At 72.8% G+C, this 14,606-nt stretch carries 14 protein-coding genes; 7 read left to right on the forward strand and 7 right to left on the reverse strand.

The annotated features are described in order from the left end of the window. The first annotated feature begins 100 nt into the window (after positions 1-100). A complete protein-coding gene (locus H180DRAFT_RS19790; protein ID WP_055487444.1) occupies positions 101-1,261 on the forward strand; it encodes an acyl-CoA dehydrogenase family protein in 1,161 nt (386 codons plus the stop codon). An 89-nt stretch (positions 1,262-1,350) separates the two neighbouring features. Beyond that, complete coding sequence (locus H180DRAFT_RS19795; RefSeq protein ID WP_055487445.1) at positions 1,351-2,157, forward strand: SAM-dependent methyltransferase; 807 nt, start codon at positions 1,351-1,353, stop codon at positions 2,155-2,157. A gap of 75 nt (positions 2,158-2,232) precedes the next feature. Here H180DRAFT_RS19795 and H180DRAFT_RS30530 read toward each other — a convergent pair whose 3' ends face one another. Beyond that, complete coding sequence (locus H180DRAFT_RS30530; protein ID WP_055487446.1) at positions 2,233-2,547, reverse strand: hypothetical protein; 315 nt, start codon at positions 2,545-2,547, stop codon at positions 2,233-2,235. 10 nt (positions 2,548-2,557) lie between these two features. Here H180DRAFT_RS30530 and H180DRAFT_RS30535 point away from each other — a divergent pair, with 10 nt between their 5' ends. Further along, a complete protein-coding gene (locus H180DRAFT_RS30535) occupies positions 2,558-3,055 on the forward strand; it encodes a VanZ family protein (RefSeq protein ID WP_254666098.1) in 498 nt (165 codons plus the stop codon). On the opposite strand, the gene H180DRAFT_RS19810 is transcribed toward H180DRAFT_RS30535, so the two are convergent. Then, on the reverse strand, positions 3,024-3,659 hold the full coding sequence (locus tag H180DRAFT_RS19810) for a DUF4230 domain-containing protein (protein WP_254666099.1): 636 nt from the start codon (positions 3,657-3,659) through the stop codon (positions 3,024-3,026). The two genes, H180DRAFT_RS30535 and H180DRAFT_RS19810, sit on opposite strands and share 32 nt — an antisense overlap. A 205-nt stretch (positions 3,660-3,864) precedes the next feature. Further along, complete coding sequence (locus H180DRAFT_RS19815; RefSeq protein ID WP_055487447.1) at positions 3,865-5,145, reverse strand: FAD-binding protein; 1,281 nt, start codon at positions 5,143-5,145, stop codon at positions 3,865-3,867. Positions 5,146-5,501: 356 nt separating this feature from the next. Here H180DRAFT_RS19815 and H180DRAFT_RS19820 point away from each other — a divergent pair, with 356 nt between their 5' ends. After that, the gene (locus H180DRAFT_RS19820; protein ID WP_055487448.1) at positions 5,502-6,404 is read left to right on the forward strand and encodes a helix-turn-helix domain-containing protein; all 903 of its coding nucleotides are present in this window, start codon (positions 5,502-5,504) and stop codon (positions 6,402-6,404) included. Positions 6,405-6,439: 35 nt separating this feature from the next. Here H180DRAFT_RS19820 and H180DRAFT_RS19825 read toward each other — a convergent pair whose 3' ends face one another. After that, complete coding sequence (locus H180DRAFT_RS19825; RefSeq protein WP_055487557.1) at positions 6,440-7,564, reverse strand: MBL fold metallo-hydrolase; 1,125 nt, start codon at positions 7,562-7,564, stop codon at positions 6,440-6,442. A 216-nt stretch (positions 7,565-7,780) separates the two neighbouring features. On the opposite strand from H180DRAFT_RS19825, the gene H180DRAFT_RS19830 reads away from it, so the two are divergent. The 3 genes from H180DRAFT_RS19830 (at position 7,781) to H180DRAFT_RS19840 (ending at position 10,609) form a co-directional block, all read left to right on the forward strand. Beyond that, positions 7,781-8,362, forward strand: a complete 582-nt coding sequence (locus tag H180DRAFT_RS19830; RefSeq protein WP_055487558.1) for a TIGR03086 family metal-binding protein — start codon at positions 7,781-7,783, stop codon at positions 8,360-8,362. A gap of 277 nt (positions 8,363-8,639) precedes the next feature. Continuing rightward, positions 8,640-8,909, forward strand: a complete 270-nt coding sequence (locus H180DRAFT_RS19835; protein ID WP_055487449.1) for a family 1 glycosylhydrolase — start codon at positions 8,640-8,642, stop codon at positions 8,907-8,909. Between the two features lie 47 nt (positions 8,910-8,956). Next, the gene (locus H180DRAFT_RS19840) at positions 8,957-10,609 is read left to right on the forward strand and encodes an FGGY-family carbohydrate kinase (RefSeq protein ID WP_055487450.1); all 1,653 of its coding nucleotides are present in this window, start codon (positions 8,957-8,959) and stop codon (positions 10,607-10,609) included. A gap of 383 nt (positions 10,610-10,992) precedes the next feature. On the opposite strand, the gene H180DRAFT_RS19845 is transcribed toward H180DRAFT_RS19840, so the two are convergent. The 3 genes from H180DRAFT_RS19845 to H180DRAFT_RS19855 all read right to left on the reverse strand — a co-directional run bounded on the left by H180DRAFT_RS19845 (position 10,993) and on the right by H180DRAFT_RS19855 (position 14,606). Next, complete coding sequence (locus H180DRAFT_RS19845) at positions 10,993-11,289, reverse strand: hypothetical protein (RefSeq protein ID WP_055487451.1); 297 nt, start codon at positions 11,287-11,289, stop codon at positions 10,993-10,995. Positions 11,290-11,373: 84 nt separating this feature from the next. After that, entirely contained in the window at positions 11,374-13,242 is a 1,869-nt protein-coding gene (locus H180DRAFT_RS19850; protein ID WP_055487452.1) for a GMC family oxidoreductase, read from the reverse strand. Beyond that, a complete protein-coding gene (locus H180DRAFT_RS19855) occupies positions 13,239-14,606 on the reverse strand; it encodes a hypothetical protein (RefSeq protein ID WP_254666088.1) in 1,368 nt (455 codons plus the stop codon). Before H180DRAFT_RS19855 ends, H180DRAFT_RS19850 begins: the two co-directional genes overlap by 4 nt.

A 14,606-nucleotide genomic window follows, 5' to 3' on the forward strand; every position in this document is an offset into this window, starting at 1 on the left:
CGGAGGACCGGGCGGCCATTCTCCTGGAGCCATCAGCGGCAACAACCCATCAGCCACACCCGGTCCTCCCGGACCGGCCGACATTCTTAGGGAACTCCCCATGACGAGCCGGGACTTCGGCCTCACCGAGACGCAGCGTGACATCAGGGCGATGGCGGCGGACTTCGCCGACCGCGAGATCGCACCGCATGCCCGCGAATGGGACCGCGCCGAGCGCGTCGATCCGGCCGTCCCCAAGCGCCTGGGCGAACTCGGCTTCCTCGGACTGACGATTCCCGAGCGCTACGGCGGCGTCGAGGCCGACGTGCTCTCCTACGTCCTGGCGACCGAGGAGCTGGGACGCGGCGACTCGTCGGTAAGGGGCATCGTCTCGGTCTCCCTCGGCCTGGTGACGAAGACGATCGCCGCGCACGGCACCGAGGCCCAGTGCGAGGAGTGGATACCGCGGCTGGTCAGCGGTGAGGCCCTGGGCTGCTTCGCGCTGACCGAGCCGGGAACCGGTTCCGACGCCGGATCGCTGACCACACGGGCCACGCCCGACGGCGGCGACTGGATCATCGACGGCGGCAAGATGTTCATCACCAACGGCACCGTCGCCGACGTCGCGCTGACCTTCGCCCGCACCAGCGAGAGAGGCGTCACCGCGTTCCTCGTGCCCACGGCCAGTGACGGTCTGACCGCCACGGAGATCCACGGCAAGCTCGGGCTGCGCGGCCAGGCGACGGCCGAGCTCTCCTTCGAGGGCGTACGGGTCGCGGACTCGGCGCGTCTGGGGCCCGTCGACCGCGGCCTGGGCATCGCGCTCGGCGCGCTCTCCCGCGGCCGCATCTCGGTGGCCGCCGGAGCCGTCGGCCTGGCCCAGGCGGCACTCGACGCCGCCGTCGGATATACGGCGCAGCGCGAGCAGTTCGGCAGGAGCGTGGCCTCGTTCCAGCTGGTGCAGGAGCTGCTGGCGGACTCCGAGGTGGACATACGGGCGTCCCGGCTGCTCACGCACCAGGTGGCGAGGATGGCCGACGCGGGCGTGCCGCCGAAGGAGTACGCGACGGACGCGTCCGTCGCCAAATACCACGCGAGCGAGGCCGCCGTGCGGGTCAGCAACAATTGCCTGCAGACCTTCGGGGGTTACGGCTTCATAGACGAGTACCCCGTCGGCAAGTACCTGCGGGACGCGCGGGTTCTCACGCTCTACGAAGGCACCAGCCAGGTCCAGAAGCTGATCATCGGCCGGAGTCTGACAGGTGTGAACGCGATGACGTGAGACGCGAGTTGCGGCCGGTTCGATAGCTGTCGGGGAGAGCCATCGATGAGAAGGTGTGTCGCCGGCGACCGCGCGCGTAGGGGAGAGCAGTGACCGAGAAGGACGAGATCGACACCAGCAGGCCGCACCCGGCCCGCGTCTACGACTACTGGCTGAACGGCAAGAGCCACTACGAGGCGGACGTCGCCGCCGGCGACCGGGTCGTGGACGTGTGGCCCGGGGTGCTGCTCGGCGCCCGGCTCAACCGCGAGTTCATGCACCGGGCCACCCGCTGGCTCGCGCGGGAGGCGGGCATACGGCAGTTTCTCGACATCGGCTCGGGAATACCGACCGAACCCAACCTCCATCAGGTCGCCCAGGCGGTGGCGCCCGAAACCCGGGTCGTCTACGTCGACAACGACCCGATCGTGCTCCGGTACGCACAGGGACTGCTGAGCGGCACCGCCGAGGGCCGCACCGCCTATGTGCATGCCGACTTCACCGAACCCGAGGCCATCCTCGAGGCCCCCGGACTGCGGGAGACCCTCGACCTCGGCCGTCCCGTCGCGCTGTCGCTGATCGCACTGCTGCACTTCATCACCGACGAGCGGGGCGCGTACGACATCGTCCGCAAGCTGATGGACGCACTGCCGTCCGGCAGTCACCTGGTCGTCTCGCACGCCACCGCGGACTTCGACCCGGATCTGCTCACGCGTGTCGCCGAGGCCTACCAGTCGTCCGTCGCGGAGGGCCAGATCCGCTCCAGCTCCGAGGTGAACCGCTTCTTCGAAGGGCTCGAACTCGTCGAGCCGGGCGTGGTCGTCGCCCACCGGTGGCGCCCCGACGACGGCGAGTCCCAGCCGGACATCACCGACGCGGAGTTCCCCGTCTACGGAGGGGTCGCGCGAAAGCCCTGATTGCGCGGGCCGCGCGGCCGGAACGCGGCGGCGCATGCTTCGCCCTGCCGGGGGTAACTGCTGGCCAGACAGTACCTAGGCCCTCCGGGGGTGCAAGCAGATGGAGAATTTCCTGACTGAGATGAGGAGAAAGGCGAAGTCGTCCGCGAAGGGGAACGGCGGCGGCACTGCGACGAAGAAGACGTCCGGGAAGGCGCCTGGGAGGGCGGCGAGCGGAACGAAAAGCACAGCGAAGAAGACATCGAAAAGCGCCACGAAGCCGAAGAGCACGACGAAGCCGAAAAGTACGTCGAAGCGGTCGTCGGCCGCAGGTCCGAAGAAGAAGACCTCGAAGAGCGCCCCCAGGAAGGCGCCCGCCCGCAAGGCGACCGCCGGCGGGAATGCGCTCACCCAGCACCAGCTGCACGTGGCGTGGCGCGTGCTGATCCTGGCGGTCGCGTTCGTGGCGATGGTCGGCTTCGCGGTCGTGCTCTCGAAGCTGACGCTGGGCCCTTCGGCCGCGTCCGAGTCGCTCACGCACAACAACCTGCGTCCCGGTGACTCGATCCGCAACTACCTCACGCAGCCCGCTCTGCGCGACACCCTCAAGCAGCTCGGCGGGAACATCGTGCTCGGCATGCCCTTCGGTGCGCTCCTGCCGGCCCTGGTGCCCCGCACCCGCGGCCTCCTGCGCGTGATGCTCGCGACGGCCGTGGTCATGCTGGCGGTGGAGCTGGTGCAGGGAGCCCTCATCCAGGGCCGCGCCTTCGACATCGACGACGTCATCCTCAACAGCAGCGGTGCCGTGATCGGTTACCTGATCATCGGGCGCCGCCTCGGACGCGCGGTGCATCCGCGGCGGCCCCACTGGTGGCACCGGTTCACCGTCAGCGGCCGCGCTTCCCGCGGTCGTCCGTGAACTGGACCGAGACCTTCTCGTAGCCCAGCGAGACCAGCAGTTCCCGCAGCATGTTCCGGGTGTTCTTCTCGGCCCGGTCGGTGAGGTCGCTCTTCTTGGCGGCCTGACCGATGTGGCGCACGGCGAGCTTGTGCACCTCGCGCTCGTCGTTCGGGTTGTCGGAGAAGACGTCGGCGAGCCTGTCGAGCAGACCGCGCTGCTTCGTCACCGCGTAGGAACGCTCGGCGTCCAGCGCGGGCTTCTCCAGGCGGGCGTGGGGGAGCTTCACCGTGGCTTCCGTACGGTCGCGGCTGACCTTCACCTGGTCCTCGCCGACGTCCCCCAGGTCGACGAAGGCGCCGACCTCGCCCTTGCCGACGAAGAGGGTGCGGTTGCCGCGCACCGCGTCCGGCAGGAACTTCGCGTCCTTGTCCAGATCGACGACGACCTGGAAGCTGCCGGACGCCGCCTCGTAACGGCTCATGTCCTGAATGGACTTGAGCAGCACGGGCCCGGTGCGGTCCTTGGTCTCGGTCCCGAACGGATTCGTCGCCTTCGGCAGGAGGTTCAGCACTCCCGCGAGCAGCAGGAGCAGGAGAAGAAGGACCAACGCCATGAAGAGCATGACCCACCACGACGGACTCCTGCGGGCATCGCCTGAACGCTGCACGGATGACATATGACCGTCCCTTCGGACAACCGCTGGACGCACGGACACCCTCCGGTTGCCCCCGCTTCCGCCGGTTCATGGTCGCTGCTGCACGGGGCCCGCCCGCAGTACCGGTCGACGGGCAGCCGCGGCCACCCCTCAGCCCGGCGTCAGCCCGGCGTCAGCCCAGTGCGAAGACCCTGTCCACGAAGTCGTTCGCGAAGACGCGCTCCGGATCCCGCTCCAGCACCAGCCGCCGGAAGTCGCCGGCCCGTTCGTACAACGCCGCGATCCGCTCCGGCTCCATGGCGGTCAGCTTGCCCCAGTGCGGCCGGGCCCCGAGCGGCAGCAGCTTCTCCTCGACGGCCGCGACCACCGGCAGCACCGCCTCCGTGTCCTTGACCCAGGTGAAGTGGAAGGCGACGCAGTCACGCTCCCATGCAGGGCTCAGCCACAGGTCGTCCGCGGCCACCGTGCGCATCTCGGAGATCTGCAGCACCGGGGCGACCCGGTCCCCGAGCGCGCGCAGCGCGGCCAGCGCCTCCTGCGCGGCGGCGCGGGGCAGCAGCAGCTCCGACTGGAGCTCTTCGCCGTTGCTGGGCGTGAAGTCGGGCCGGAAGTGCGGCAGCCGCTCGAACCAGGGGCCCGGCACGCCCAGTTGCTCGGTGCAGTGCGTCGCGGGGATCCCGGGGATCGGGTGGTGTGCGGCGTCCGCCGGGGTCCGACCCTCCCAGCCCGGGGGCCGCACGCCACCGTCGCGTTCCGTCGTGCGGCGCTTGACCCACACCCGCGCGCGACCGCTGCGGTAGTCGGTGAACGCGCTGACGCTGTAGGCGCATCCGAAGATCTCGTCGAATCGCGCGGCCAGCTCGGCGAGAGGCACGCCCGTGTAGATGTGCTGGGAGACCTCGAAGGACGGCTCCACGCGGAGCGTCAGCCGGGTGACGATGCCCAGCGCGCCCAGAGCGACGACCGCGCCGGGGAAGCGCCGCGGTTCGTCCTGCCGGCTCAGCAGCGACAGTTCACCGTCCGGGCCGACGATCTCGATTGATGTCACCGCCGCCGCAAGGCATTTCTCCGAGTCGCCCGAGCCGTGGGTCGCGGTCGCGCAGCAACCCGCGACCGAAATGTGCGGCAGCGAGGCGAGGTTGGCGAGGGCGTGACCGGCCTCGTGCAGGATGCCGGCGACTTCCCCGTACCGCATTCCGGCGCCGACGGTGACGGTCGAGGACGCCTCGTCGATCTCGACGGCGGGCGGCAGGCCGTCGAGCCGCACGAGGTCGCCGGAGGTGTCCGCGACGCGGTTGAAGGAGTGGCCGCTGCCCAGTGCCCGCACGCGCCGGGAGGAGGCGACGAGGTGCTGCAACTCCTCCACGGACTGCGGGCGACGGACCCGGCGGGCGGTGAAGACGGTGTTGCCCGCCCAGTTGGTTGCGGGGCTGCCGGACGCGGGAGTGGGCACGCGGGGCTCCAGGGTCGAGGGCCGTTGTCGTCGGGTTCCGGCCGCGCGGGGGCGTCAACACGCCTGCGCGTGACCGGAATCGGCTGGTTGCGGGGAGTGCCTCCCCTGAGGGAATATTTTCGGCCTTCGGGATTGGCCGATCCACGCCACACCACGTACATTCCTTCCCTCGTGCAACTTGCGCAACAGTCCCGCTGCGGGTGACTTCGTGGCGGGGACTGGACAGGGGCATGTGCGGGAATGAGGACGGACAGTGCCGTGGAAACGTACCCCTCGCGCAGCGCGAGGAGGAGACCAGAGCGGACACATGCTCGCCATGGCGAGACCCATGCGTCCACAGCCCGGGGAGCTGAGGCATGCGCATCACTGAGATTCAGGGCGGCGTGCCCGACCGCCGCATCCCGGACCGGCCACCGGGGCCGGCCGTGCCCCGGCTGGTGCTGGGGGAGCGGCTGCGGAAACTGCGGGAGGCCCAGTACATCTCCCGCAAGGAGGCCGGGGAGGCCATCAAGGCCTCAGACGTGAGCATCGCCCAACTGGAGCGTGGCCGCTGCGGTTTCCAGGAGCGGGACGTGACCGACCTGCTCACCATCTACGGAATCACCGACGAGACGGAACACGCCACCCTGCGGGCCCTGGCGGCGCAGACGAACTCCCCGGGCTGGTGGCACGCCTACCGGGACGTCGTGCCCGACTGGTTCCAGACCTTCCTCGGACTGGAACAGGCGGCGGGCGTCATCCGCACCTACGAGGTCCAGTTCGTCCCCGGCCTGCTCCAGACACCCGAGTACGCACGCGCCGTCATCGAACTCGGGCACCAGGGCGCCCCCGAGCCGCAGATCGCGCGCCGCGTCGAACTGCGCATGCTGCGCCAGCGCATCCTCCACAGCACCCGGCCCCCGCATCTGTGGGCCGTCCTCGACGAAGCCGCGCTGCGCCGCGGCGTCGGCGGCACCGAGACGATGCGCGGTCAGCTGGAACACCTCATCGCCGCATGCGAACTCCCGCACGTCACCGTCCACATCATGCCGTTCGCAGCCGGCGGGCACGCGGCCGCAGGCGGACCCGTGACGCTGCTGCGGCTCCCGGAGCGCGAGCTGCCCGACGTCATCTACCTGGAACAGCTCATCGGCGCCACCTACCCGGCGGAGCCGAACGAGGTCGACCACTACCGCCACGTCATCGACCGCCTGGTGACCGACGCGGCACCGGCACGCCGGACCCGCGCCTTCCTGCTCGGCCTCCTCGACGAACTCTGAGACGCCACGGCGCGACGAGCGGGCGGCACGGCCCCTCAGGACCGCCCGAGCTGCGCCCCCATCGGCCCCGACGCCGCGGTGCGCCGCTCGCCCGCGACGCCCCGCCACCAGGCGGCGGTCGGCAGCACGGGCGCGGACGGTTCGAAGCCGGCGCCCGGCACCGGCAGCGCCGCCCGCACACCGGCCCGCTCCGCGGCGGCCAGCAGCCGCTCGCCGGGCTCCGCCCAGGGGTGCGGGGCGAGGTTGAACGTGCCCCAGTGGATCGGCAGCAACGCCCCCGCGTCGCCGGTGAGATCGAGATGGGCGCGCAGCCCTTCCTCGGGCGTCATGTGGATGTCGGGCCAGAACTCGCTGTACGCGCCGATCTGGATCATCGTCGCGTCGAACGGCCCGTGCTGCTCGCCGATCGCGGCGAAGCCGGGGAAATAACCCGTGTCGCCGCTGTGGAAGATCCGGTGCCCGGGGCCCGTCACACTCCAGGACGCCCACAGGGTGCGCTGCTGGTTGCGCAGGCCCCGGCCGCAGAAGTGACGGGCGGGGGTGGCCGTCAGCCGCAGCCCGGCGATCTCCGTGGACTCCTCCCAGTCCAGCTCGGTGAACCGCTCCGGCGGCACGCCCCACCGCTCCAGGTGCGCGCCGACGCCGAGGGGCACGGCGAACGGCACGCCGCTCGCGATGAGCCGGCGGATGGTGGGCAGGTCGAGATGGTCGTAGTGGTCGTGCGAGACGACGACGGCGTCGAGCCGGCCCAGCGCGGCAAGCGGCACGGGAGCCGGGTGCACCCGCTTCGGCCCGATGAACGGGAACGGCGAGCAGCGTTCGCCCCACACCGGGTCGAACAGCACACGCCTTCCGTCGATCTCCGCGAGCACCGTGGCGTGCCCGAGCCACGTCAGCCGCAGCCCGGAGGCGGGCGGCGAGGTCAGGTCGGGACGGGAGAGCGGGACGGGGCCGGTGGGTCTGCGTCCCTCGCGGCTGAAGAGGGCCCGCAGCATCTCACGCCGGCTGCGCACGGCTCTGGGCGTCCGTCCCGCGGGCATGGGGTTGCGGAACGCACCGGCCTGCCTGTCGTAGTTCGGCGACCGCTCGATGCGGGCCAGCCGCTCGCCCGAGGGCTCCGCCCCGAAGGAGAGGGGATTGAAGCCGAGCACGCCGCTCATGGAGTCTCCCGTTCTGCCGATGTCAGCCGCCGTGTGTGCCACCACAACGCCGGTCCTCGTCCGGTTTGTTCCACCGGCGATGAGTTCCCCGGCGCCGCCCGGTCATGACTTCGGCCGGCGGATGAACCGCCGGCCCCCACGGACACCCGGGGCTCCGCGTCCCGGGGCGGGACCGGGGCCCGACGGCCCGGAGGAAGAGGTGCGCAGGTGACGACGATGCTCGATCTGGGACCGCAGACGCGCGAGGTGAAGGCACTGCTCGACGGAGTCGGCGACGACCGGCTCGCGGCGCCCACTCCGTGCGAGGACTACTCCGTGGCGGACCTGCTGAGCCACCTGCTAGGGCTGAGCGTGGCCTTCACCGACGCCGCGGCGAAGAAGCTCGGCGAGGCGACCGGCCAGGACCCCGGCGACGGCCTGCCGCCGCTGCCGGAGGACTGGCGCAGCCGGCTGCCCGCCTCCCTCGACGGACTCGCCGCCGCCTGGCGCAGCGAGTCCGCCTGGGAGGGGGAGACCCAGGCCGGCGGCGTCACCCTGCCCGGCGCCCTCGCCGGAGTGGTCGCACTCAACGAAGTGCTCCTGCACGGCTGGGACCTGGCGCGTGCCACGGGGCAGGACTACCACGGCGACCCGGAGAGTCTGAAGGCGTCGATCGGCATGCTCTCGCAGGCGGAGTCCCAGGAGATGCGGGGAACGATCTTCGGGCCGGTCGTCGAGGTGCCCCGCCATGCGCCCCTCCTGGACCGCGCCGTCGCTCTGAGCGGCCGCCGCCCGGACTGGAGCCCGGCTGCTCGTTGACGCTGCGCCGAGCGGGACGGCGTCGTTCCTACCAGGGCATCCGGCGTCCCGTCACCCTGGAGACGTGCGGGCCGCTGCGGCTGGTGTCCGCGGCGGTGGACGCGGTGCGTCGACGAGGCGGGCGCGGCGGGTGCCGAGGGCCGGATACGTGCCGAGGTGACGCTGGAGGCGGCGGCCGGAGCGCACGGTGTGCTGCACGCCGCCGTCCGGGACCGGGACGGCTCACTCGTCGCCGGGGTCCGGCTGATGATCACCGAGAACGGCGGCGTCTTGGGCGGTGGACGCGGGCGCCGACGGTGCCGTGCACGACGAGCGGCGCATCGGCTTCCTCCGCTCCCATCTCGCCGCCGTGCACCGCGCGTTGGAGGCCGGTGCTCCCGTCGAGGGCTACTACCACTGGTCTCTCGTCGACAACTTCGAATGGGCCATGGGCCACCGGCCGCGCCCCGGACTCGTCCACCTCGACCGGAATACGCAGCGCCGCACCGTCAAGGACAGCGGCCACTGGTACGCGCGCGTCGCACGCACCGGCACGCTCTCGCCCTGACCCGTGGAGAGCGGACCGGCGACGGGTATGGACCGGGAGGAGGTGACATGACAAGCCAATCGAGGCCCCGCAACGGAACCGCCCCCCACCCCGGCGCCGGCACACCGCTCCTCGCCGGCATCGACATCGGCAGCACCCACTGCAAGGCATTGATCTGCACCCCCGACGGCACCGTGCTGGCGCGCGCGCACCGTGCCACACCCCGCAACCCCGATCAACGCTCCCACGACGCCGACGAGTTGATCGGAACCGCACTCGACGCGCTCACCGACTGCGTACGAGCCGCGGGCCGCGCGCCCCACACCGTCGGACTGACCGGCATGGCCGAGACCGGCGTACCGCTCGACCGGCACGGGGCACCTCTCGGCCCCGTCCTCGCGTGGAACGACCCCGCGCCCGCCCCGCACGCCGAGACGCTGCGCCGCAGATGCGGCGCAGCGGAACTGCACGCACGCACCGGAGTGCTGCCCAGCGCCAAGGTCCCCCTTGCCCGCTGGTGCTGGCTGCGCGAACACCACCCGGAAGTGCTGAACCGCATGCGGCAGTGGGCGGGCGCCGCCGACCTCGTGGCGCGCGCACTGACCGGACGCGTCGGCACCGACGCGACGTTCGCCCAGCGCAGCATGGCCTGGGAGCCGGGAACCGACGGCGCCGCACTGGGCCGGTGGAGCCCGGAACTCCTCGACGAGGCCGGACTCACCCCCGCACACATGCCGCACGTCCATCCTCCGGGCCGCCCCGTCGGCCCCGTCACCAGGGCCGCCGCACGCCGCCTGGGACTGCGCGCCGGCACGCACGTCGTCGTCGCCGGGCACGACCACCTCGTCGGCGCGTGGGTCGCGGGCGCACGCCGCGCGGGTCTGGCCGCCGACTCCATGGGTACCGCCGAAGCGGTGCTCACCGTCTCCGCCGAACCTCCGGACCGGGCCGCCGCGGCGGCCGAAGGCATGTCGTGGGGGCGGCACGCGGACGGCGAACACTGGATCACCCTTGCGGGAATGGCGAGTTCGGGCGCGCTCGTCGAGTGGTTCTGCGACCGCTTCCTTCACGGGACCGGAGCGGAGACGGAGCCGGCAGCGAGCGCCGGACCGGCCGCCCGCTACGCGGAGTTCGCCCGCCTCGTCGAACGCTGCGGCCACCGCGTGAACGGTCACGGGCCGGCTCTGCCCAGCGGCATCACCGTCGAGCCCTACCTCCAGGGCCGCAGCGCGCCGCACCCCGATCCGGCCGCACGCCTCGCCGTGCACGGCATGGCCGCCCGCCACGGCCCCGCCGACCTCGCGCTCGCCCTGCTGGAGGGGGCCGCGTACCAGGCCCGCTGGATGGCCGACGTACAGGCCGAGTTGACCGGGGCTCAGCCGCACGCCGTCACACTCCTCGGCGGTTCCACACGCCAGCCCACCTGGACGGCACTGAAGGCCGCCGTCACCCCGTGGACCACCCGGATCTGCACCGAACCGGAGGCGCCGGCCCTGGGAGCGGCAGCCTGGGGCGGCGCCGCCATCGGCACCGACCCGGCCTCCATCCGTCCCGCGGCCACCGCCGTACGGGCCGACGGCCAGGCGGCGGCGGCTCACCGCGACGCCTACCGGGACCGGTTCCTGCCCCGGGTCACGCGGCGGAACGCAGGTCCCGGGCAGCCCGGGCTGCCGCACGCACAGCCGGAGGAGCGGCACGAACAGCAAGCCGCAGAGACCTGAGGGGAGGCAGACCCGCAGGCGAACGCGTGCCCCCGGGGCACTGCGCCCTGCAGCCCCCGACCCGCACCCGACCACCGTCCCCGTCCCAGCCCTTGCCCCCCACCCCACCCCGATCCGGTCCCCGACCCGGACGAGGAAAGGCAACGCGCCCATGAGTGCCACCACGCAGGCCCGGCGGCTCGCCGCCGGGCGCGACGTGCTGGTGCGACGTACTGGTGCTCGCGCAGGCTTCGACGGCCGCCGCCGTCGGCCCGCTCGCCGCGGAGGGGACCGGCATCCCGCTGCTCACCCCCCGCAGCGGCACCGCTCAACTCGCCGCCGTCGCCTGGTGTTTTGGCCCCCGGGGCGCCCGGTCGTCCGCACCCCCGGGGTTCCGCCGGTCCTCAGCCGCCGCAGTTGAGATCCGTCTGGAGCATGTGGCCCAGCGGTTGGCCGGTGTCGGCGCGGGAGACGTGCCAGAGGCGGGACGGGCCTGCGGCGGCGACCTTCTCGCCGGCCCGCATGGTGCCGACGACCTTGCTGTCGGTGTTGTCAGCCGCGTAGCGAGGCGCGTTGTCGTGCACCACCTCGCAGATCGCTCCCGCCCGTGCGGTGCCGCCGCCGGCCGAGGGGATGACGACGGCGGCGACTGCGAGCGCGCAGGGTGCGGCGAGACGAACCGCCAGTTTCCGTTTCTTCATCCTTCTCCCCGTATCGGTACCGCGCAGCGCACATCTTCACCCTATGGTGCCAACTCCCCGCCACGGTAGGCACGTTCGGGGTAATTAGGCACGCTGTGCCACGCTGGCCGCCGCCTCGCTGACGGCCAGGGCCGTGGCCATGATCGTCAGCTGCGGGTTCACCTCCGGGCAGCTGGGCAGCGCGGAACCGTCCGCGATCAGCACTCCCTGCACGCCGCGCAGCCGTCCCTCGGTGTCTGCCGGAGCGGTCTGCGGATCGGCGCCCAGTGCCACCGTCCCCGTCGGGTGGAAGGCTGAAAGATGCAGTTGTCCGGCCGACAACCCCCGCAGCGTTTCCCGCAGTTCGTCCTGCGAGTATGCCTTCGGCGCGGCGGGAATGCCCGTGAGGACCTCCTGCGCCCCCGCGGCGAAGAGGATCCTGCCCATGGCCTCGACCGCCCGCATGAGCCGCTCCCCGTCACGGCGTGCCAGGTCGTAGCGCAGCAGCGTACGGCGGGCTCCCAGGACGCGGCCGGAGGGCAGATCCGCGATCATGGCGCCCAGCGTGGCGAGGGACTCGGCCCCGTCCAGCTCCCGGCGCAGTGCGCGCCCCACCCCGGGAAGCACGAACGAGCCCATGCCGGGCGGCCCGGCGGTCGCCTCGATGAGGATGCCGTCGCTGTGAAGTTCCTCCACGCCGACGCTCTGCAGCACGCCCCGCCACGCGGTGACGGGCTCCTGGAAACGCCCCGCCACGCTCGCAGCCGGATGGATCGCCAGGTTGCGGCCGAGCCGCGGGTGGCCGCCCAGTCCCGAGCGGCGCAGCAGCGGCGGCGAGTGAAGGGCTCCCGCCGCGACCACGACGAGCGGGCTGAGGATCTCCAACTCGCTGCCGTCCGGGCGGCGTACCAGGACGCCGCACGCCCGCGGTCCGCCCGGCCGGTCCTTCTCCACGAGGAGGCGCTGCACATACGCGCCGGTGACGATCCGGGCGCCGGCGGCACACGCGTCGGGCAGCACCGACAGCTGCACGCTCTGCTTCGCGCCCGTGGGGCAGCCCACGACGCACTGGCAGGAGCCCTTGCAGCCGGTCGCGTTGCGGCGCAGCGGTGCCGCCTGCCAGCCGAGCCGCTCGGCGCCGAGCAGCGCGGTGCGGGCGTTGCGGCCCAGGACGTCCAGGGGCGCGGTGGCGACCTGGAGGGTGCGTTCGACCTCGTCGAGGCATTCGCCGAAGGAGTCCGCGTCGGCGAGGCCCAGCCCGAACTCGTCGCGCCAGCGGGTGAGCACATGGTCCGGAGTGCGGTAGCAGGTACCGGAGTTGACGACGGTGGTGCCGCCGACGGCGCGCCCCACGGGCAGCACCACCGGCGGGTTGCCGAGGGCGACGGTGCCGCCACCGTCCCGGTAGAGCTCCCCGAACCGGTCGAGCGGCGTGCGCCGCCCGAACTCGGCGGTGGTGTGCCGGCGCCCCTCCTCCAGCACGAGGACACGCATGCCCGCCCGGGCCAGCGTGCGGGCCGCGACGGCGCCTCCCGCGCCGGAACCGACGACCACGGCGTCGGCGGTCGACCTGTCGGGCCACTCCGCCGACGGCACACAGTCCAGCGGCGGATCCTGCGGCGCGGACACCGGCGGGGGAGCGGGCTCCTCGTGGATCATGCGCTCCGTGCCGGCCGCGAGCATCACCGGCACCTTCACCGCGTCCAGCACCGGCAGCAGCGACCTGCGGGACGCCAGCGAGGCCAGCACCGTCTCCCGCGCGTGCGGGGCCAGTCCGCGCAGGCGGCGGCCGGTGCGGACCACGGCGTAGGCGTCGACGGCGGCGGCCGCCGCCCGGACCCCGGCACGTGCGGGCGCGGGCATCGTGCCGAGCACGGAGCCGAGACGTCCGGGTACGGCACCCGGCCACGTCTTGCTGCCGTCGTCGGCGAGCAGGGCGGCGACGAGGCCGGCGAGAGGTTCCTGACCGCTCATCGGTCACCCACCTCCGCGTGCGCCGTGCCGTCCAGGCTCCACTCCGCCTCGGTGCGCCACCGTCCCCTCCAGCGTTCCAGGACGATCCGCGCGTCCGCCGTCTCGCTGTTGCGGCACACGGCGCCGCTTCCGTCGGGGTCGGTGTAGTCGAGGGCGAGGGTGCGCTCCTCGGGCTGTGTGACCTCCACGCGGATGCGGCGCAGGCCGGCGCGGCCCGTGACCGTCCAGGTCGGCAGCGAGAGACGGGCCTTGAAGCGGCCCAGGCCCGCCCAGCCGACCGCGGTGCGCTCCGCCCGCCGCGGCCACGTGCGGCCGTCCTTGCGCAGCCGCAGGAACACCAGCGGCGGCAGCCGCCGCAGCCCGGGACGCATCGACGTCGCGGCGACGATCTCCAGCACGTCGCCGCCGCCGAGCCCCGCGTGCAGCCACGCCCAGCGGCGCGCGTTGCCGTGCCCGTAGATGCGGGCGGTCGCCCCGGGTGCGCCGTCGAGTTCCAGCTCGCCGCCGTCGTAGGCGAACGTCCCCGTGTACGACGCGCGGGGGGCCGGCACGATCTGCGCCGCGGGAAGCAGCGGGCGGCGCCAGGACCAGCGCGGGAAGGTGAACAGCGGCTCGTCCTGCGGGTGTTCGGCCAGGTCCCAGCTGAACGGGCCCGCCTCACCGCGCAGCCGCCCCGGGCCGGCCTCGATGCCCTCCGAAGCGAAGCCGCGCGCCCCGGGCTGCGACTTCCACGGCTGCGGGCCGAACCGGGCGTGCTCGACGGGGCCTTCGCCGTCGGCGGGGAAGCGGGCGACCCAGCCGTGGGCGTACGCGTCCGATCCGTCGGACGGGGCGACGAGTTCGTGGTGCAGCCACAGACCGCTGCGGGTGGCGGGGTCGGTGACGGTCGTGTACCAGACCTCCGTCCGTCCCGCCGATCCGTCCCAGCGCGGCGCGAGCTGGGCCGCTGCGTCCTCGCGGCGCGGGAAGCGGAAGCCGGCCAGGAAGGGAAGCAGCTGCGTGCTCAGGGGGAAGCGCAGCGTTCCCTTCCCGGCCTCCTCACCGTCCTCGAAGAGGGAGAACGGCAGGACTGTCATCGACTTCACGGGCCGGGCCGGGGAGATGGACTTCCAGCCGTCGAGGGAGTAACGGCGGCCCTCGGCCGTGAAGCCGATGCGGTAGCGGATGCGGCGCCGGGCGAGCGGCGATATCTCCATCGTGCCCGTCGCCTGCGCGTCGTCGGCCCGGCCGGCGATGCGGACCCGTCCGGTCACCGCACCGTCGGTCGTGCGGTGCGGGAGCAGCACCTCGCCCGACCGTACGGTCAGGTCAAGGCGCATCGCCCGCGTCTCGCTCTCCCCGGCCAGACGGACGAAACCGGTCAT

Source organism: Streptomyces sp. WMMB 322 (genome assembly GCF_900090145.1).
Classification (GTDB): Bacteria; Actinomycetota; Actinomycetes; order Streptomycetales; family Streptomycetaceae; genus Streptomyces.